The sequence below is a fragment of the Pseudomonas sp. genome (assembly GCF_050739935.1).
GTDB lineage: Bacteria > Pseudomonadota > Gammaproteobacteria > Pseudomonadales > Pseudomonadaceae > Aquipseudomonas.
Window position 1 is genome coordinate 43,421 of the sequence record NZ_JBOICF010000069.1, and the last position, 20,014, is coordinate 63,434.

15 protein-coding genes are annotated in these 20,014 nt (G+C 59.6%); 3 read left to right on the forward strand and 12 right to left on the reverse strand.

What is annotated here, in order from left to right; translation table 11 throughout:
- The first annotated feature begins 92 nt into the window (after nucleotides 1–92).
- From ACRER8_RS13600 to ACRER8_RS13610, 3 genes are read left to right on the forward strand one after another with little or no spacing between them, the layout of a single operon-like run.
- The gene (locus ACRER8_RS13600) at nucleotides 93–2,279 is read left to right on the forward strand and encodes an FUSC family protein (RefSeq protein WP_431746775.1); all 2,187 of its coding nucleotides are present in this window, start codon (nucleotides 93–95) and stop codon (nucleotides 2,277–2,279) included.
- Nucleotides 2,269–2,469, forward strand: a complete 201-nt coding sequence (locus ACRER8_RS13605; RefSeq protein WP_431746776.1) for a DUF1656 domain-containing protein — start codon at nucleotides 2,269–2,271, stop codon at nucleotides 2,467–2,469. Before ACRER8_RS13600 ends, ACRER8_RS13605 begins: the two co-directional genes overlap by 11 nt.
- Nucleotides 2,470–2,487: 18 nt before the next feature.
- Nucleotides 2,488–3,342, forward strand: coding sequence for an efflux RND transporter periplasmic adaptor subunit (locus tag ACRER8_RS13610; RefSeq protein WP_431746777.1), 855 nt, complete (start codon nucleotides 2,488–2,490; stop codon nucleotides 3,340–3,342).
- On the opposite strand, the gene ACRER8_RS13615 is transcribed toward ACRER8_RS13610, so the two are convergent.
- The 12 genes from ACRER8_RS13615 to algK all read right to left on the reverse strand — a co-directional run bounded on the left by ACRER8_RS13615 (nucleotide 3,343) and on the right by algK (nucleotide 20,013).
- Entirely contained in the window at nucleotides 3,343–5,565 is a 2,223-nt protein-coding gene (locus ACRER8_RS13615; RefSeq protein WP_431746778.1) for a hypothetical protein, read from the reverse strand.
- A 201-nt stretch (nucleotides 5,566–5,766) separates the two neighbouring features.
- Nucleotides 5,767–6,591: an SDR family oxidoreductase gene (locus tag ACRER8_RS13620; RefSeq protein ID WP_431746779.1), complete on the reverse strand. Its 825-nt coding sequence runs from the start codon at nucleotides 6,589–6,591 to the stop codon at nucleotides 5,767–5,769.
- Nucleotides 6,592–6,618: 27 nt separating this feature from the next.
- Nucleotides 6,619–7,083, reverse strand: a complete 465-nt coding sequence (locus tag ACRER8_RS13625; protein WP_431746780.1) for a multidrug transporter — start codon at nucleotides 7,081–7,083, stop codon at nucleotides 6,619–6,621.
- 325 nt (nucleotides 7,084–7,408) lie between these two features.
- Nucleotides 7,409–8,863 (reverse strand): mannose-1-phosphate guanylyltransferase/mannose-6-phosphate isomerase, encoded by a 1,455-nt coding sequence (locus tag ACRER8_RS13630; protein WP_431746781.1) that lies wholly within the window; start codon nucleotides 8,861–8,863, stop codon nucleotides 7,409–7,411.
- 273 nt (nucleotides 8,864–9,136) lie between these two features.
- Nucleotides 9,137–9,793 (reverse strand): alginate O-acetyltransferase AlgF, encoded by a 657-nt coding sequence (locus ACRER8_RS13635; RefSeq protein WP_431746897.1) that lies wholly within the window; start codon nucleotides 9,791–9,793, stop codon nucleotides 9,137–9,139.
- Nucleotides 9,794–9,831: 38 nt separating this feature from the next.
- Nucleotides 9,832–11,022: an alginate O-acetyltransferase gene (locus ACRER8_RS13640; protein ID WP_431746782.1), complete on the reverse strand. Its 1,191-nt coding sequence runs from the start codon at nucleotides 11,020–11,022 to the stop codon at nucleotides 9,832–9,834.
- A gap of 10 nt (nucleotides 11,023–11,032) precedes the next feature.
- Nucleotides 11,033–12,598: an MBOAT family O-acyltransferase gene (locus ACRER8_RS13645; RefSeq protein ID WP_431746783.1), complete on the reverse strand. Its 1,566-nt coding sequence runs from the start codon at nucleotides 12,596–12,598 to the stop codon at nucleotides 11,033–11,035.
- A gap of 232 nt (nucleotides 12,599–12,830) precedes the next feature.
- Nucleotides 12,831–13,967, reverse strand: coding sequence for a mannuronate-specific alginate lyase (locus ACRER8_RS13650; protein ID WP_431746898.1), 1,137 nt, complete (start codon nucleotides 13,965–13,967; stop codon nucleotides 12,831–12,833).
- Nucleotides 13,968–13,974: 7 nt separating this feature from the next.
- Nucleotides 13,975–15,414: an alginate O-acetyltransferase gene (locus ACRER8_RS13655; protein WP_431746784.1), complete on the reverse strand. Its 1,440-nt coding sequence runs from the start codon at nucleotides 15,412–15,414 to the stop codon at nucleotides 13,975–13,977.
- Nucleotides 15,415–15,427: 13 nt separating this feature from the next.
- Nucleotides 15,428–17,071 carry a mannuronan 5-epimerase AlgG gene (algG, locus tag ACRER8_RS13660; protein WP_431746785.1) on the reverse strand — a complete coding sequence of 548 codons (1,644 nt, stop codon included), beginning with the start codon at nucleotides 17,069–17,071 and terminating at the stop codon, nucleotides 15,428–15,430.
- Between the two features lie 27 nt (nucleotides 17,072–17,098).
- Nucleotides 17,099–18,604: an alginate export family protein gene (locus tag ACRER8_RS13665; RefSeq protein WP_431746786.1), complete on the reverse strand. Its 1,506-nt coding sequence runs from the start codon at nucleotides 18,602–18,604 to the stop codon at nucleotides 17,099–17,101.
- Nucleotides 18,601–20,013: an alginate biosynthesis TPR repeat lipoprotein AlgK gene (gene algK, locus ACRER8_RS13670; RefSeq protein WP_431746787.1), complete on the reverse strand. Its 1,413-nt coding sequence runs from the start codon at nucleotides 20,011–20,013 to the stop codon at nucleotides 18,601–18,603. Before algK ends, ACRER8_RS13665 begins: the two co-directional genes overlap by 4 nt.
- Nucleotide 20,014 lies beyond the last annotated feature (1 nt).

Here is a 20,014-nt window from a genome sequence, read left to right on the forward strand (position 1 = left end):
GGAACGCAATCGCCACCGACGACAACGGTCTCCTGTGGAAGCGAGCTTGCTCACGAAAGCGGTGGCGCGGCCAATGCAGGGCTTGAACCGAAATGACCCAAGCCCTGCACTGGCTCAAATCCCTGGAATGGCGTCGCGAACTCAATGGCTGGGCGCGCAGCGACGGGGTGACCTGGATCTACATTTTCAAGGTGCTCACCGCTGCGTTCCTGACCTATTGGATTGCGATGCGCCTCGAATTGCCGCAGCCGCGCACGGCAATGATCACGGTGTTCATCGTCATGCAGCCGCAAAGCGGCCATGTGTTCGCCAAGAGTTTCTACCGCTTGCTCGGTACGCTGGCCGGGTCGGTAGTGATGGTCACGCTGATGGCCCTGTTCGCGCAGAACAGCGAGCTGTTCCTCGGCAGTCTGGCGATCTGGGTCGGCCTCTGCTGCGCCGGTGCCGCGCGCTATCGTAACTTTCGCGCATACGGTTTCGTGCTCGCCGGTTACACCGCCGCCATGACCGGCCTGCCCGCGCTGGCGCACCCGGAAACTTCGTTCATGGCTGCGCTCTGGCGCGTACTGGAAATCTCCCTCGGGATCGTCTGCTCGACGCTGGTCACCGCCGCGATTCTGCCGCAAAGTTCGGCCGCGGCCATGCGCAACGCCTTGTATCAGCGCTTCGGGGTGTTCGCTCAATTCGTCATCAGCGGCTTGCGCGGCGACAGCGATTCGACGGCATTCGAAGCCAGCAACGTGCGCTTCATCGCCGACGCCGTCGGGCTGGAAGGCCTGCGCGCCGTCACGGTTTTCGAAGACCCGCACATGCGTCGGCGCAATGGTCGGCTGAATCGTCTGAACAGCGAATTCATGACCATCACCACACGTTTCAACGCCCTGCATCAATTGCTCGAACGCCTGCGCCGTCGCGGTGTGACGCCCGCCGTTGCAGCGATCGAACCAGGTCTGGATGCCTTGGCCCAGTTGCTTCAACACTTCGCCGGTCGGGCACTGACCAACGCCGATGCGGCACTTCTGGCCACTCGATTGAGCGAGTTCAAGGCCGATTTGCCTGAACGGGTTCGCCGCCTGCGCGCCGAGTTCGTCAAGACCGACCCCAGCGACGACGACCTGCTGGATTTTCACACCGCCTACGAGCTGCTGTATCGCTTCGTCGACGACATGCACGACTACGCGCAGACCCACGCCTCGCTGGCCGATCACAGCCACGCGCGGGAAAAATGGGTCGAGCCGTTTGTGTCCACCACCAACTGGATGTCGTCGCTGGCCTCGGGCGTGCGCGCGACATTCATTTTGGCGCTGATGTCGGTGTACTGGGTCGCGACTGCCTGGCCCAGCGGCGCTTCGATGACGCTGGTGTCTGCGGCCACCGTGGCCCTGTCGGCGACTACGCCTAATCCTCGGCGCATGTCATTCCAGATGGCGTGCGGAACATTGCTCGGCGCGCTGCTGGGCTTCTTCATTACCTTCTTCGTGTTGCCTCGGATCGATGGCTTCCCGTTACTGTGCATGGTGCTGGCGCCGGTGTTCGTGTTCGGCACTTTTCTGACCATGCGTCCGCAGTGGGTCGGCTACGGTCTGGGACTGTTGATCTTCTTCAGCATTGGCTCGGCGCCGGACAATCTCACGGTCTACAACCCTTACACGTTCATCAACGACTACATCGCAATGGTGATTGGCATGCTGCTGTGCGCGGCGGCGGGGGCGATCATTCTGCCGCCCAACAGTCGCTGGCTTTGGCAGCGTCTTGAGGCCGATTTGCGTCAGCAGGTGGGGTTCGCGATCAGCGCGCCGCTGCGCGGAATTGGTTCCAATTTCGAAAGCCGCACCCGCGACCTGATGCATCAAGCCTACGGGCTGGCCGCCGGTAAACCCGAAGTGCAACGCAACTTGCTGCGCTGGATGTTCGTGGTGCTGGAAATCGGTCATGCAATCATCGAACTTCGTCGCGAGCAGCACATCTTGCCGGTCCACCCGAGCTATGCCGAGTCGCAGCCCTGGCGCCAGGCGATTCGGGCGATGGGCCGTTCGCTGGTACGCCTGTTCCTTCAGCCCGATCGTCACAATCTGGCCCGCAGCCTGTACGCGGTGGACCACGCGATTATCTGCGTGCAGAACACCGATGAACCGTTCGCCCCGCACTTCGATACCTCGGCGTTGCGCCGGGTGAAAAGCTACCTGCACTTCATCCGCACCAGCCTGCTCGACCCGCAATCACCATTGGCCGCATGTGTCCCCGTGCAGGCGGCGCAAGGATTTTCCAATGCCTCGTGAGATTGCCTTTCATGGCGTTTACATGCCGACCGTGACCGTGATGTTCCTGGTCGCCATGGTGCTTTCCTGGGCGCTGGATCGCTTGATGTCCAGCCTGGACCTGTACCGTTTTTTCTGGCACCCGGCGTTGCTGCGCCTGAGCCTGTTCAGCTGCATTTTTGGCGCAATGGCGCTGACCGTTTACCGTTGAGGCACATGTGAACTCGAGATGAAAAAGCTCATCAGTCTGATCGCAACGTTATTGATTCTGGCGCTGGCCATCTGGATCGGCCGCCTGTTATGGATTCACTACATGGACACCCCGTGGACCCGCGACGGGCGAGTGCGCGCGGATGTGATCAATGTCGCCGCCGACGTCAGTGGCGTGGTCATTGACGTGCCGGTCAGAGACAACCAGCCGGTGAAAAAGGGCGACCTGTTGATGCAGATCGACCCCGAGCATTACCAACTGGCGGTCAAGCAGGCCGAAGCGATGGTGGCTTCGCGCAAGGCCACCTGGGAAATGCGCAAGGTCAACGCTGCGCGCCGCAAGGATATGGATGCGCTGGTAATCTCGGCGGAAAATCGTGAAGACGCCTCCAACGTCGCCAACTCCGCGCAGGCTGACTACCAATTGGCTGTGGCACAGCTGGCAGCGGCGCAACTCAACCTGCAACGCACCAAAGTGCTGGCGGCAGTCGATGGCTACGTAACCAACCTTAATGTGCATCGCGGCGACTACGCGCGCATCGGCGAAGCGAAGATGGCTGTCGTCGACAAGAACTCGTTCTGGGTGTATGGATTTTTCGAGGAAACCAAGCTGCCTCACGTTAACGTCGGTGACCCGGCGGACATGCAGTTGATGAGCGGCGAAGTGATGAAAGGCCATGTCGAAAGCATCGCCCGCGCGATCTACGATCGCGATAACCCGCAAAGCCGCGAGCTGATCGCTGACGTCAATCCGACCTTCAACTGGGTGCGCCTGGCCCAGCGCGTGCCGGTACGCATCCACTTGGATAACGTACCGGAGAGCGTGGTATTGGCGGCGGGGATTACCTGTACGGTGATCGTCAATCCGCAGTGATCAAGCTCCGTCGGCGATGGGCTCTTTAGAGCCCGCGGAGATCGCCGCGGCGGCAAGCCGGCGAATTTCCTTTATGGCCAGCTCGCGGGCGTAACTTTTCAGCGCTGCGTTGTTGGCTATGAAGTTGCCCAGCGGATCGTAAGCGCCCAGCACCAGATGGGGCGGAATATCCTGACCGTAGTTGATTTCGGTCGGCTTGAACCGGATCTTCTTCGCGGCACTGGGATAGAGGGCGTTGTGGTGATTTTGATAGAGATGGTAGCCGTCGATCTTGTGGGCATCGATCAGATAGGTATAGCCACCTTTTTTACCCCCATAAACAAACGCCCCGACGTTTTCCCTGTAGTAATAGGCTGACGTCGAAATACCTTTGCCATCGATGTCCAGCGCATCATGACCGCCACCAAAGCCGCCCCGAACTCCGGTCACCTGATGGATGTCCTTGTGGATGTCTGCCGCGGGAGTTCTCAACTCGAAACCCTTCTCGAAAATCTCCTGCGGTGGGCGCATATCGCCGCGAAATACCTTGCCGCGGTATACGACCAGATCATGGCCCTCGACGGTTTTGTTCAGCAGCTGCCCGCTTTGGTCTACGAGAGCCTGAGCCCGCTGCGGTCCCTCGGACAGCTGCAGCGCCAGCTCTGTCTTGATACGTTTCACTTCGGACGGGGTAGGCTTGATCCTGTCGTAACCTGCAGCCGGCTTTCCAGGATAGGGTCGTGTTCTCTGCATGTGCCTGAAGACCCGAGTGCTGATCCTGGATTTGTTCGCCACCGATATGGCTTTGCCCAGCAGCTTTTGCGCGAAGGGTCCGACAATCTCGGCGATTGCGCTATACAGCGCTGTCTTGTAGCGCTCTTCTGCTTCTTCGGGGATATCAGCGTTTGCGCCACGCACCGCTTCCAGACCGGCCGCCCCCTGTCCGAGAAGAAACGACACCAGTAAACGCGCGGCCAGCCCGCCGCCACCGCCGATTGGCAAGGTTGCGACAATGGAAAGGCCTTGAAGAATGGAAACCCCGGCCTGCAGAAGCTTATCGGTCATCCGCTCGCTATCGGTGGAGACCAGTGTGTCGATGTCCGAAAGCATGCACTTGATTTTGAACGTGTACAGCGTCTCGAACACATCATTCACCTGGTGAAATTGCAACGGTGAAATCGTCGTCGCCGTAGGCCCGAAGAAGCTGTTGATGTAGAGCAGCTTTTCGTCCCCGTTCAGGATCTGGTGGTACAGCGGCAGACGTTCGACGATCAGGCGGCGAAGCCCTGGAGACGATTCAACGAACCAGCGCCGCGATATGTATGGCAATGGAACGATAGCGTCTTCTTCTGTTGCCCCGAGGAAGATCAGCAGTCCGTCGGACGATCGATTGCTTTCGAGCCGAAGGTAGAGCACCTGGGCGACATCGATTTGTCGGGTGCGGCTTCTGAATTGCACCACCTCCAGCGTCGCCTCGCCTCGGCCGTAGGCCTGCGCCAGTTGCCGATAAACCTGCGGTGCGTCGGCGCGGTTCGCGTATTGTTCCAGACGGTTTGCCACCTCGGTCGTAGACTGCAGTTTCAACATGAACCTGGCATCCGGGGTGCTCAAGCGTCGTTTGACATCGGCTTGATAACTCGCTTGCAGGTTCGCTGACGCCAGTGTGTCGATCAGCTCTTGCGAGAACTCGGCAGGCCACTCGACTTGTACCTGTTGATGATCTTCGAGTTGACGCAGGTAGCTGTCGGTGACTATTTCATCGAGTGTGAACTCTCTCTTTTCCCTCACCCCGACAAAGGCGCCGGCGTCGATCAATCCGCTCGTAACCTTGGGCCGGTGGCGATAGCTGACGGTAATCGGAGTTTTTGAGCTGATGCGGCTTTTCAGATCATCCGGAACATTCGATGCGTCCACCATCTGGCGTATCGAGGCTGCGATATAAAGCAGCGGATCAAGCAGTTCCGGATCATAGACGCTGTCGAACAGCGCGATCATGTCGTCGGTAACGCGGTTCAACTCCTGCGCGGTAAGTTCTGTGGTGCCTTCGCGCAATTCGGTGTCGGCTCCGACTGGAGCGTCGCTGTCGATGCTTTGGTTGAAGTCGCCAAGTTCAATGCCTTCGGCAGTGAAACCGGCTGATTCCTGGGGCCCAGACATGCCGAATTCGTACGGCTGGGCGAACCAGCCTTCGTCGCCAGGATAAAAATCGGAATCATCATCGTAAAACGGAGGGTGATCGCTCATGGTGTCTTCCTTGACAGTAAATCGGCCTCTCTGGGAAGCCGCGTGGATCGGCCCGACCAAGGGCAGTTGAAGGAAGTATGCGGCAGGGGAAGATAGTTTTTCTGTAGCCAGATTCCTGCGCTGCAAAACGATAAGGCGTCATCGCGCAGCTGTTAAATCGACTGGGTGGTACAGAATTTTCGCTGTTCAGTCAGAGATCGGTTACAGCTGCTTGTTCAGCTTGAAGCGTTTGCTCAACACCTTTTCAAGAAATCCTTTGGGCAACCACTGCGCCATCAATGGCAGGGCTCGGCTGCCGTTGCCGCAGCGCAACAAGCGTGGCGGTCTGGTTCGCTGCACAGCATTGAGCACGTCACGGGCGAGGTCGCTGGCCGACGTCGGGTGGGTTTGGGAGGCGTTGGCCCGCGCGCGGATGCCCTCACGCAACGGCCACCAAGGGGAGCTTTCATGAATGACCTGTTCAGCTTCATGACTGGCATTGCGGGCGAATTGAGTGTTGATGGCGCCGGGCTGGACTTCCATGACATGCATGTCGAACGGCGCCAGCTCCATGCGCAGCGCGTCGCTCAACGCATGCACCGCGGCCTTGGATGCGCAATACGCGCCCGCAAAAGGCGTCGCCAGGATCCCGGAAACACTGCCGATATTCACCACCAGACCCTTATTACGGCGCAGCATTGGAAACATCGCGCGGGTGACGCCGACGATGGAGAACACGTTGGTCTCGAACTGTCTGCGCATCGCTTCCACACCGCCGTCGAGCAATGGGCCTATGCCGCCATACCCGGCATTGTTGACCAATACGTCCAGCCCTTTGCCATGCCCTTCAAGCTCAGCCGCCAGTTGTTCAAGCGCGGTGTTGTCGTTGACGTCCAGCTGCACGGCATGGAAACCGGCGGCGGCCAGTGTGTCGACATCGGCAGACTTGCGAGCGGTGGCCCAGACCTCATGACCCGCCGCCTTGAAAGCATCTGCCATGGCGCGGCCGATGCCGCTGGAACAACCGGTGATCAGAACGACAGGCATGGGCGATTCATTCCTTGAAGTGGGGTATCAGTCGGAGAACGTGCCTTGCAGGCGCTCGGCGCGGAATTCGAGGGTTTGCGGGCGATAACCGGCTCGCAGCGGTGGCAGCGGCAGACAATCCTGCCATTGGCTGCCGGGCAGCAATTCGCCAGGGCCACGATAGCGCGGCGCGGTGTAGGTGTCGTCAGCAAGGTTGACGGTGTCGCCTGGTGCATAGGCGGTGACTTTCCAGCGTAGCTCTTGCAGCGGCACCTCGTTGCCGTTATCGATCAGGACCAGCAAGGGGCGACCGGTGGGGCATTTTTCCGGGGCATAATCCAGACGCAGCTGCAGGTGATCGAGTCGCTGAGCGTCCCGTTTGTCCTGCCAGACCACTATAGCGGCGACTATGCCGAGGCCGACGGCGGCTGCCAGTGAAACCGGCAAGGCTTTGGCGGGGTAGCGCAGCAGGAGGATCAGCCAGGCGAAAATCAGTATGGCGCCGATAATCATCTTTCGGTCTCGCGAAGGCAGGTGAGGGCATCGTACCGAAAGGGGCGACATTGACCAAATTGCAATGACAGCGTTGAGTTTGTCCTCGCGGATGGCCAGCCGCTGACTTTCTGTGGGAGGGAGTTTGCTCACTAAAGCTCTGGTATTACCTCAGCAAATGGATGGCTGCTGCCTGCTTCTTCTTCGTGGAACAAGCTCACTCCACAGTCCCCAGAAAGTGTCGATGGTGTGCTGGTAACACGCATGGAAAAAGCCCCCGCCCACCCTCTGCGGATGGGAATACGCAGAGGGTGGGCGGGGGCACTGCAGCGGGTTTATCGTTGGATCAGCGGGCGATGGTCTGGGTTCTCACACCGGCTTCGATACCGGGAGTGGAGCGACCATAGACGTCTTCGAAGCGTTCGATGTCGTCTTCGCCCAAGTAGCTGCCCGATTGCACTTCGATGATTTCCAGCGGGATTTTGCCAGGGTTGCGCAGGCGATGGACCGAGGCGATCGGGATGTAGGTTGATTGGTTTTCGGTGAGCAGGAACACGTTTTCGTCACAGGTGACTTGCGCGGTGCCCGAGACGACGATCCAATGCTCGGCGCGATGGTGGTGCATTTGCAGCGACAGGCTGGCGCCTGGCTTGACCGAGATGCGCTTGACCTGGAAGCGGCCGCCCATGTCCACCGAGTCGTACGAGCCCCATGGGCGATAGACTTCCAGATGGTTCTGGGTTTCGCTGCGGCCCTGCTCGTTGAGAGTGTTGACCATCTGCTTGACGCCCTGAACCTTGTCCTTGTGGGCAATCATCATGGCGTCCTTGGTTTCGACGACCACAATGTTGTCCAGGCCGATCACGGTAACCAGTTTGCCGTTGCCCTGAATCATGCAGTTGCGGCTGTCCTGAACGACCACATCGCCTTTGGTGACGTTGCCGTGTTCGTCCTTCTGATGCACATCCCACAAGGACGACCAGCAACCGACATCGCTCCAGCCAGCTTCCAGTGGCACCACGCAGGCGCGCTGGGTTTTTTCCATGACGGCGTAATCGATTGAGTTGTCCGGGCAGCAGGCGAAGCTGGCCTGATCCAGTTCGATGTTGTCGCCGTCATGCTTGCTGCGCTCCAGGGTCAGCAGGCAGTTGTCGTAGATATCCGGATCGTGCTTTTTCAGCTCTTCCAAATAACGGCTGGCGCGGAACAGGAACATGCCGCTGTTCCAGTAGTAGCCACCCGCCTCGACGAATTCGTTGGCGCGTTTTTCGTCGGGTTTTTCGACGAACTGGGCGACGCGGCTGACACCTTCGGGCAGCAAGGCATCGGCGGTGGATTTGATGTAGCCATAACCGGTTTCAGGTTTGGTCGCCGGTACGCCGAACAGCACCATCTCGCCACGCTCGGCGGCCACGGTAGCCAGTGCCAGCGCGCGTTGCAGGGCTTTCTGATCGTCGATGACGTGGTCTGCCGGCAGCACCAGCATCAGCTCGTCACGACCTTCGTTGGCCAGCATCATCGCGGTGATGGCAACGGCGGGCGCGGTGTTGCGACCGAACGGCTCCATGATGATGCCTTGGGTGTCGAGGCCCAGTGCTGCCAACTGCTCACCGACGATGAAGCGGTGGTCCTTGTTGCACACCACGACAGGATGCTGCATGCCGTCGAATTGCAGGCGCTCGAGGGTCTGCTGGAAGAGGGTATGTTCGCCGGTCAGTGCCAGGAACTGTTTTGGAAACTGTTTACGCGAAAGAGGCCAGAGTCGGGAACCGCTGCCACCTGACAAGATCACTGGAATCATTTTAATTCTCCAAATAGCAATAGCGTTTTAATGGGCTATACGTCGGTTGTTCTGTCGTTTCGTCTGTCTTGTTGTTGTACCGCTGCGGTCGGCGCCCTCACGGTGTGCTGCTGCGCATCACCTGGCGCTGGCCATTTGTTCAATTCGTTTGTCGCTGCGCTCATCCTGTAGCAGTCCGGCTTGCCGGCGGTTGCGGTGTGTCAGGTAACAAATCCGTCGTTGATCCAACGCTGCCGCTGGCAAGCCGTGCTGCTACAGGTCAATCGTCATGACTCATTGAGTCGAAGTCGGACGCTTGACCCAGACAGGCGACAGGGTGCTGCCGCTACCGGTGACATACAGCACTGACGCTTCGCCACGCTCCAGTGCTACTGGCTTGACTTCGCTGACTTTCTTGTCGCCTTCGTACAACGCCAGGCTGACTTTCACCGGATTGATCTCGCGCTCGCCGGTGCCCTTGGCCTTGACCGTTTCAACCACGTTGGTCTTGCCGTCGGCGGTCTTCAGGGTCAGCGCCTTGTCACTCAGGTTCTGCACACGCACTAAGGCCTTCTGCTTGTTCTTGAACGGCGGCTCTTCAACCAGCTGCGGTGCGCCGGAGGTGTTGTTGACGATGGTGTAGTAGTGATCGCCCGCCAGTTTCACCGGCAACGTATTGCTGCCGATCTTGGCGCTGTAGTCGCCCTGCGGCATGAAGCTGAAATCACTGCTGGCCAGCGGGCCGATTTCATTGAGACTGGTGTTGCCGACGTTGGCGCTGATTTCGGCATTGCTCGCGTTGTAGACACGTACGAACGCCGAGCCTTTCGGTGCGGTCGGGCCGTACAGCGCCGCGTCACCACCGGCGAAAGCCGAGAGGGATACGAAGCCAAGGCTGGCGGCCAGGACGCAGGTTTTCAGCAGGTTGGTCTTGGTCGAACGAGTCGGCATGCGAGTTGGGTTCTGCAAGGTCATTTGAGTAGTCCTCTTTAGTTTTGCGCCCGCTGGGGCGGCTCGGATGTCACGAAGCTGGAGTTGTTGGCGTTCTGAGCCAGATTTTGTTGAGGGTCACGAGCCTTCTTGAGTTCGGCGATCCACTGCGGATCGAACTCGGTCAGGTCGTTGTGAGCGGGCAGGTAGCGTTCCGGGAACTCCCAGATCAGCACCTGCGGCGGGCTGCTCTTGAAGGCGTCGGTCTGCAGATACTTGAGCATCGGCAGGATCGGGCCATGGCCATCTTCGGCGTAATTCACGACGTCGCTGTGCAAGGCTTGTTTCAGGGCGCCGGCAAAGTTCCAGTTGGGGTTGGCGCTGTAGCTGGTGCCGACCAGGCCGACCGCCACCGAGTTGTCGGCGAACAGTGCATCACCACCTTCACCCTCGGCCTGGGCCGGGTTGGTGCTGCGCTGCTGCAGGTCATCCGGTTTCGGCAACAAGTTGCTGAACAGCGGATCCAGTGGCAGGAAGTTGGTCAGGTCGCCCTTGTACGGCGCGCTGGACTTGGCTTCGGTGACGAAGGTCTGCGGATCGCCGCTCAGGGGAGTCTGTTTGGAGATTGCTTCGCCCAGCTGCTGAGCCACCACTTCGGCACCCATCGGCGTCCAGTGGGTGTCGGTGCGCAGGAAGACCTGGCCTTTGTCCTTGGCGCGTTGCAGCGGCGCCAGCAGATCAGGCGCGAAGATCCCGGCCTGATTCACCTGAGCGTGGAACTGCTGATACAGGTCGGTATGCAGCGCAGCCGGTTTGTTGTCGCCGACGTGCTCCGGGTACAGACGGGTCTTGGCCGGAACGATGGCCAGCACCAGTTGCGTACCCTGTTTTTTCAGGGTGTCACGCACGCCCTGGATGATCGCCAGGTTGTCCGCTTCGTTCTGTTCGCCATTGGCCACCGCGTCGAATTCTTCGTCGGTGTACAGCCACTGATCCTTGCCCAGGATCACCCCCGGACGGCCTTCGTTGAATACCTTGTAATCCAGCGCAGCCCAAAGGTTGGTGCCCAGACGCTTGATCGGAAACTCTTCGTCATATCGGGTTTCCACGGCCTTGGTCCAGTGACCGTTTAGCACCGTGGTTTCCTTGGAGGTCGAGAAACCGATGAAGCTGCGCAGCGACCACAGGCCCAGCACCAGCAGGATCGCCAGGAACAGGAAAATGTAGAGGAAACGTAATGAACGGGTCATGTCAGGCTCCTCAGAACTGGAAGTACAGGAACGGCGAGAAACTGGCCGCCGAGAGTTTGAGAATCGAGGCAACGAACATCAGCAGGATCAGGGCGCGCATGACATAGCGCGACCAGTCGGCGGTCCAGTAGGCAGGCTGTACCTGCGCCTCGGTGCCGACGATGTAACCCGGTTGATGAATGCTGTCCGGCTTGTCGCCCGGAACCGCTTTGATCAGGCCTGGCACTGCGGAGGCAGGGCCGTCTGCTTGAACAGGCTGATCACTTTTGGGTTTGGCTGGCGCGCGGTTCTGATAGAAATCACGCAAGCCAAAGAATGCCAGGGTGATGTACGCCACGATCAGGGTCGCCACCTGCAACCCGGTGAGGCTGGCGCGGTTGAGGTCCGAGAGGTGCCATTCGCTGAAGCTGAACATGGCGCCGTACATGCGAGCGGCGACGTGAAGGTTCTCGGCACGGAAGATCACCCAGCCCATCACCACCAGCAGGAAGGTGAAGGCCCAACGCACGACGTTGAACGTACGCGGCGTGGTGTTGATACCCAGCGCTTTCTCGATCGCCAGCCACACACCGTGCCAGGCACCCCAGACGATGTAGGTGATGTTGGCGCCGTGCCACAGGCCGCCCAGCAGCATGGTCAGGAACAGGTTACGGTAGGTCGCGACCTTGCCTCCCCGGTTGCCGCCCAGGGTGATGTACAGGTAGTCGCGTAGCCAGGTCGACAGACTGATGTGCCAGCGGCGCCAGAACTCGGTGATCGACTGGCTGACGTAAGGCTGCTTGAAGTTTTCCATGAAGCGGAAACCCATCATCAGGCCCAGGCCGATGGCCATGTCGCTGTAACCGGAGAAGTCGAAATACAGTTGCGCGGTGTAAGCCAGCGCGCCGAGCCAGGCATCGCCTGTGGTCGGGTTCTGCAGGGCGAAGCAATGATCGACCACCACGGCCAGGGTGTCGGCAATGAAGACCTTCTTGATAAAGCCCTGCATGAACCGGGTCACGCCTTCGGAGAACTTGTCCAGCGTATGGGTGCGGTTGTTGAACTGGTCCACCAGGTCGCGGAACCGCAGCACGGGACCTGCGATCAGGTGCGGGAAGATCGCCACGAACGCTGCGAAGTCGATCAGATTGCGCGTAGCAGGGGTATCGCCACGGTAGACGTCGATGATGTAGCTGATGGACTCGAAGATGTAGAACGAGATCCCGATCGGCAACAGCACGTGGGTCAGGATGAACGGCTCAAGACCGAACGAGGTCATGATCGCGTTGATGCTGTCCACCCCAAAGTTGGCGTACTTGAAGTAGCCCAGGATGCACAGGTCGACCGCGACACCCAGCAGCAGCCAGCGCTGTGCCGGTTTGGTCCTGACCCCGGCGGCGCCGACGCGCAGGCCGATCCAGTAGTTCCACAGCGTTACGCCTGCGAAAAGTGCCAGGAAGTCCACTCGCCACCACGCATAGAACACGTAGCTGGCCACCAGCAGCAGCAGGTTGCGATAGCGTTGCCCGCTCATGTAGTACAAGCCGAGAAACACCGGCAAGAACAGGAACAGGAACACGTTGGATGAGAAAACCATCCTTATCTCTCCGTTTGTCCAGCATCAAGGGCCGAAGCCCCCCCAAACCCCCCATCGAAATGGAGGGATAAAGCATGCAGCTCACCGCAACCCGAAACTCCCTGTGGGAGCGAATTTATTCGCGATGGCGGTGTTTGTGTCACCGCCGCTTGCGGGTCGGTTCTGAGTTGTCCAGACCGGCCTCTCGCGGATAAAGCTGCTCCCGAAGTGGGGCTGCGTTCAGCAGTTACTCTTACGAACCGCCTTTCTCGCCCTTCTCATGACTTGGGTCATAGGTGCGGGTCAGGTCGCCGCCCAAGCGGAAGTTCTTGAATGGCTGCATCTTGTGCTTCTGATCCAGAACGTCCGGGCCGCAGTCGTAGAGCGAGCAATAAGGTTCCAGCCAGGCGAATTTCATGTCGGTTTTCAGGTCCGTCATGTCCTGCTTCTGGCCATCACGGGCTTGGAATTCGTTGCCCGAATCCTTGACTCCAGCCAGTACCCGATCACCCAGACGCTTCAGCGCGCCATTGTTTTCAGGACGCAGATCAACGCCGTTTGCCTGGGCGAAACTGGCGATCATCGCCAGCGGTGGCAGGGCGTAGTTGTGGTACGCCAGCGCACGTTGCTTGCGCTTGAGTTCGTTAGGCAGGAAGCCTTGCTGATCGACCTGATTGGCCGCGACCTTGAATTCTTTCACCGACCAGTCGAACAGGTCCTTGCGATTGGTGGCCACGGCGGTGGACATCACTGACCATGCTGCCCAGTAGGAGTGGTTGTTGGTCTTGTCCAACGGCAGGTTGTCCCAGTCGCTGACCACTTGATCGGCCAGCTTGCTGAACCAGGCCTCGATCACCTGCGCATCCTGCTGACGGGTGGCCAGCGGATGCGAATCGGAGAATTTCAGACGCAGGTAGGACGATGACATGCTGCCCAGCGCCCATTTGCGCATCGACTTGCCGGTGTGGTTGAAGTCTTTGGACTCCAGGGCATCGGCCTTGGCCCAGGTGGTGAGCATGCCCAGCGCACAGTCCAGCTGTTCCGGACGACCGTCACGCATGTACTGCATCACCACTTTGCTGGTGTTGCGCTCCATGGTGGTGATGTCCTTGGTGGTATCACGGAAAGCTTTTTCCGAGGCCTCGTTCAGTGTCGCGCGAGCCTTGTCCGAACCCTCGTACTTGCTGCGAAACTGCAGCGAGCCGGTATAGGGCTGCGGTGTGGCGTCACAGCTGAACTTGCCTTCGCCGCTCTTGAATTTCTCGACGCCTTCGTAGTAACCCTTCGGCGGCACGAGTGTCGACGCAGCGCTGGCACTGGCGGCGAACGCCGCCGAAGACAGTATTGCCAGCGAGAGGAGGGTGGGGAGCATCAGTTTTGGAGTGTGCATAAGAGCCTCATAACCCGGCTTGCGCGGTTTGATGCGCGACATTCGGGAACACGTTGCGTTTGCATACTTTCGCTTCGACCTGCTGTGGCGCCGCGCCCGCTTCAGGACCCTGCACTTCCAGTGCGAGCAGTTGCTGGTCGGCCCAGTCCTTGTCATCGCGCAGTTCGAAGGAGAAGCGCCCGTCGGTTTCAGATGTTTCAGGTTTTTCGATCTTCAGGTCTTCGTGGCGGCCATTCATGTACCAGAGGCGCGCCTGAAGGGTTTTTACCGAGGTGTCGGCGAACTTGATGTCGATCTGATTACTGCCGTTGCGCACGTCCTTGATGCCGTTTTTGCCGTTGACCAACAGCTCGTTGGTACCTGGCTTGAGAGTGGTGCTGGTGGTCATCAGCGCCGGTTTGCCTTCACAACCGTTGTCCAGCAGCGACATCATCTGGCGATAGATGGTCTCCTGGTCCAGGCGGTACAGGGGCGAGAATTCCCAAATGAGGATTTTCGGAGGGTGTTTCTGGAAGTCATCGCTGCCCAGGTACTGCAGCATCGACCCTTCAAGGCCACCACCGGGGAAGGCGACGTTCAGCACGTCAGCACCGATGTATTCCTGCAGAAAGCCGGCGAAGTTGTAGTTCTTGCCGCTGTGGCTGGTACCCACCAGGGTGATTTCCGGGTTACCGGAGTCGCCGAACAGATCGCCGTCAGCCGCTTCGCCTTTGGGTTCGGTCTCGAACTGATCCATGTATTGAATCGCGTAGCTGGTGCCGCACAGTTGACCGGCCATGTTATGCAGAGTGCCCTTCTTGCCCATGCGACCAGACAGATGGGTCTCGAATTCGCGTTTGGGAATGCTCGCGAATTCCGGCATTTTCTTCACCGATTCGGCGACGATTTTCGCCGTGCGCTGAGCACCGTATGGCGTCCAGTGCTGGTCACCGCGGAAGTAGAAATCATGGGCCTGCTGTTCGTTGGTCAGCGGCGACAGGTCCGGTACGGTGTAGCCCATTTTCGCGAAGCGACCGAGCATGGCCTGATAGTTGCGCAGCGCCGTGTTGTAGTCGAACTTGTCGCGCTCGGCCGGGAACAGCTTGTTGCGATCGACCAGCCCGCGGGTCGGTTGATACACCACGACCAGTTCGACACCCTTGCTCTTGAACGCGTCGTGCAATTGCTGCATGCGGCGGTAGCCTTCGGGGGTGGTATCGAACTCGGTGCGCAGGTCTTCTTTCGTTCTGAACAGCCAGTCACCTTGAGCCTGGACCAGCGTGGTGAAGTTCTGCTGGTAGCGGCTGACGTAGTTCTTCTCGTCATGCGCTTCGGGGCACAGGCTGCAGCAAGGTTCGGCGGTAAAGCTCGGCGCTGCCGCATCGTCGGCACGGGCGGCATTGGCGGCTGCGAACAGTGCGACGGTCAGGCCCGAGAGGCTGAGCAGTTTGATCAAATGTGCGTGCATAGAAATGGCTTCCTCAGTCCCGGAGTTGTTTCTGGCTTTCGACCGGGTCAATCAACACGGGCTTTTGTTGGCGAACCAGCAGATCGAGGATTTCATCCTGACGCTCGCCCAGCACGCCGTTGAAGCTGATACCGGTGCTCTTGCTCGGCGCCAGCATCGATACCTTGTACAGCTCGACGCTGAGCGGCGAATCGATGGACAGTGGGCCGGAACCGTTGGAGGTCAGTTCACCGCCGACCAGGAGCAGCGACACCTCGGCATCGAACGGATCGAGCTTGATGTCGCGATCGGTATCGGAGAGATCCTTGATGTGGCCGTAGACGCCCATCAGACCGTTGCCAATGGCCAGGTTGTCGTACAGCTTGATGTTGGTGCTGTTGCGGACCCGAATGCCGTGACGTTTGTTGGCGAACACGCGGTTGCCCCACAGCAGGTTGTCGGCGCTTTCATACAGCGTGATGCCATCGGTGTCGTTACGGTAAATCTCGTTGTAGGCCACCAGGTTGTTCACGCTGTTACGGTCAAGAACGATGCCGGACAGGTGGTTCTCATAGCTCTTGTTGTTGATGATGAAACTATCGTTCACCTCACGGGACACGATGATCCCGTGCTTTTTCTTCGTCCCGTAGACCGTGTTCTCGGCAATGATCAGACCGTGGGAACGGTCGTGGGGGTCGATGCCGTAGATGATGTTGTCGTGGTAGGTGTTGCTCTTGATCACGAAGTCGCGGGTTTCATAGCAATAGAAGCCGTACCAGAGATCAGAGAACTCGGAATTGACGATCCAGCCGGTCGGATCCGGACGGTTCATCTGCGCCTTCATGTTCGGCGTGTACTGGGAAATGCTGACGCCGTACGACTTGCTGTTGTTGTAGCCCAGGCTTGCGACCTTGGTGTTGAACATGTAGGTCTGGGAACCGCCCCAGGACAGCAGGAACGGACGGAATTCCTTCGGCGCCTTGAACGTGGACGGGCCGTTGGCTTTCTCGCTCCAGCCGGTCAGTCTGGTGTCGGCCATGAACAGCTGGTTGTCATTGACCAGAAACGCACCGGCTTCCTGAGACAGGCGCAGCTCGGTGGTCTTCTTGTCGACTTCGAAGATGCCTTTCTTGCCGACCACGATCGGCAGGCGCGCCAGGAATACGCCCGGCGACGTCTCGTTCAGGTACTGCTTAGGCACCTTTTTCGCCAGCTCCTGCAGGTTCATGTAGCCATCGTCGACGAAGATCGCCTGCGGAATACCGTGCTGACGCGCCACCCATTCGGCCATCTTGTTGTCGCCGCCGATGAACTCCTTCAGCGAGTCTTCCTGCATCATGCGGCGGATCGAAACCTTGCCCGGTTTGCTGCGCACGATCTTCTTCTGCATGGCCTGCTGGGTGTAACCCGAGAGGTCCGGCAACTTGGGTTTGTCCATCATCAGCGGCCCGGCAGGCGGACTGGTGATGGTATAGGTCTTGGCCTGATGCAGACCCTTGACCACTTCCTCGCCCGCGGCCGGTTGCACGGCGGGAGCATGGGCCGGCGCAGGGCTGTTGGCCATGGCCGAGGCACTGGCCAACAGCAGAGCGCTGCTCAGCACTGCGCTTTCAAGCAGGGCGTGTGGCCAGGCACGTGGTCTGGTCAGGGGCCGCAAACTGTTTGCTTGGCTGTTCATCTCATTGCACTCCTATAGCGGCTTGCATCAGAAGCGCCAGATGACGTCGACGATGGCGCGGTGCATGTAGTCGTCGACACCGCTGTGGTACGCATCGCCTGGCTTGAACACGCCCGCGCGCAGACGGATCAGCGCCGACGGTTCGTCGAAGGACTGGCTCACCGAAGCGGGCAGCAGGCCTTGTTTGAAGTACTTGGTGACCACCAGGTCCATCTCCTGGCCCAGATCCTTGCGACCGTCTTCCAGCGGCAGAGAATCGAAGGTACTGATGCCGTCGGAATCGACGTTCTCGCGCGCCGGGTTGATGCCCGCACCACCAATGCCGGCATGACCATCGACGCGACGGAACTTGTGGTAGATCAGCGAGGCGTCGTACTCGTCCTGCATCTGCCAGGACGCGAACAGGGAGCCAGACTCTACGTTGGCCATTTCGCCTTGGAAGGCCTCGCCGAAGCGATGCACGCGCGAGCGGGTACCGGTCCAGTTCGAGCGGTTGCTCTCAAGGCCGTTCTGTTCATAGTTCTTGCTGGCGCGGGAGTAGGCGCCACCGACTTGCCACATCGGGTCGAGACGGAAACGCAGCCCCAGGTCGGTTGCCCAGCCGTTGACGTTTTCGTTGTTTTTCTGGCCCGCGACATACTGGTCGGCAGGGGCGTCGTAAGTGGTGGCGAGTCGATCACGATCACCGGTCAGCCAAGTCAGGCTGCCCCAGTAATTGACGGTGTTCAGGTTGCGATAGTTGTAGGCGTCACTGTTGGCCTGAATACCGAGCCAGGTCAGGTCGCCTCGGCTGGTCTTGTCCAGGTCATCGATGGACTTGCCCGGACGTTTAAGACTGCCGCCGTCATGACTATGATGGGCGCGTATACCGGCCCACTGGCCAGGGGTCCACTGATAAGCCACGTCGCCGAAGACGTGCTGGCGATCCTTGTCCTCAGCTGACAGTTCGGTCAAGTCGGTACGGTATTCGCTGAAGCGCTGTGCAGCGCCGACTTCCGCTTTGAGCAGCGTGGTGTCGAAGGTCCAGTTCAGCGCTTCGATGTTGGTGTCGTGCCATTGGCCGTCGTCATTGCGCAGACGCTGACGGCCGAACTTGAGGAGCTCGCCAGGGTAGGGCGTGAAACCGCTGTAGCCAATCCAGAATTCACGCAAGGCCGCATAGCTGTCGTCCACTTCACGGCTGCTGGAAGTTTTACGGGCACGCTGGCTGGCCTGGCCATTCGTGTCGGTCACTTGCTGATCCAGCGGGTCGGTCTGGATGGTATCGGTGGCGGTCACCACCTGGCCCATCGCATAGCCGCTCCAGTTGCCCCATTGGCCGTACATCCATGGGCGCAGGTCCAGACCGACACCGTTGACGTCGCCACCACCACGGGTGCCCAGGTCACGGTCGTCTTCCAACTGGCCGGTGGCTTTCACTTCGATGCCGAAATTCTTGTCTTCGGTCAGTGCAGCCAATGTCGGCGTGGCCCAGATCAGGGTGAAGCCCAGGCCGAGCCCGGCCGCCATCAGAGGGTTCAACTTAAGCTTCATAGAGGTGCGTCCTCGCCGTCTTTTTCTTCTTGCAGGGTCTGCAAGGCCAGCGCGTTCTGCGCTGTGGTGCCACGGACCTGCTGTTCGCGTTGGAGAAGACTCTGCGCCTGGGCACGCTTCTCAGGCGGCAGTTGATCGTTGAGTTGCTGCATCAGATCCGCAGCCTGCGGAGTGCCTTGGGCCTGCGCGAGCTGGCCGAAAACCCAGGCGTTGACCGGATCGGGCTTGATGCCCTTGCCTTGCGAAAACAGCTGCGCGAGGGCGAAGTCGGCGCTGTTCTGGCCGCCACGGGCTGAGGTCAGCAACTCGTTGACGGCTTTTTGCGCGTCCGGGTGGCCGAGGTAACCACGGCGGTAAAGCTGGCCCAGGTAGTAGTGCGCGGAGATCTGTGTCGGAGCGGCCTTGGTCAGGTGCTCCTCGGCTTTCTTCGCATCGGGCAGGACCAGCTTGCCTTCGTAATACAGCTTGCCCAACAGCAGTTCGGCGCGCGGTTGATCCGCGGCGCGGCCGTTGTCCAGGTATTCCATCATCTTGTTGACGTCACCCAGCTCGGGATAGTCGTAGAGCAGTTGCGCCAGGCTTACCCAGGAAGCAGGGTAGCCAGGGGCGACTTTCTCCAGCAGTTGCTGGGCGGTCTTTTCGTCAGGCTTGCCCAAGGTGGCGTCGGCAAGCACGCGAGCGACGGTGTCGACCCGCATGGCCGGGACGCTGCCGTTGGCATAGCCGCTTTGCATCTGCTCCAGCAGCGCAGCCTGCTTGTCGGCTTCTCCACGTTTCTGATAGACCGTGGCCAGTTCCATGTAGCAGACATCATTGGTGCGCAGTGCCTGTTTGCAGATGCTTTCGACGTCAGCCAGATGCTGGTCATAGGTGCCTTGGGTGCGATACAGCAGCACTTGGGCAAGACCGGCTTCCGGATAACCCTGCGCGCGCCAATCGTTGATCTTCTGCTGCGCGTTCACGTTGGGGAACGTGTGCGGGTATTGCAGGTAGAGCATCGCCAGCGGAATCAAGGTGCCGGTTTCGCCGTTGGCAAAGGCTTTCTTCAACAGACCTTCGGCTTCGCGCTGCTCGGCCTCGGTGGAGTTGGGTTTGACCGCCAGCAGCTTGCCCAGACGCGATTGCGCCCGTGGCGATGTCTCGGCTGCCGCGCGGTAAGTCGCTTCGGCCTGCTTGATCAGTTCCGGATCGCGGGTACCGACCTGAATGTCCGCAAGACCGACCTGCGCATCGCTATAACCCAGGTCCGCCAGTTGCCGGTAGTTCTGCTCCGCCAGCGCGGTATCGCCGCGTTGCAAGGCTTCATTGGCCAGGCGTTGATCGGGCAGACCGGCACAGCCGCCAAGGCCGATTGCGATCGCCAGGCTCAACAACGTAGGGGCTGACAAGCTTCGTAGTGGGCTAGCCATG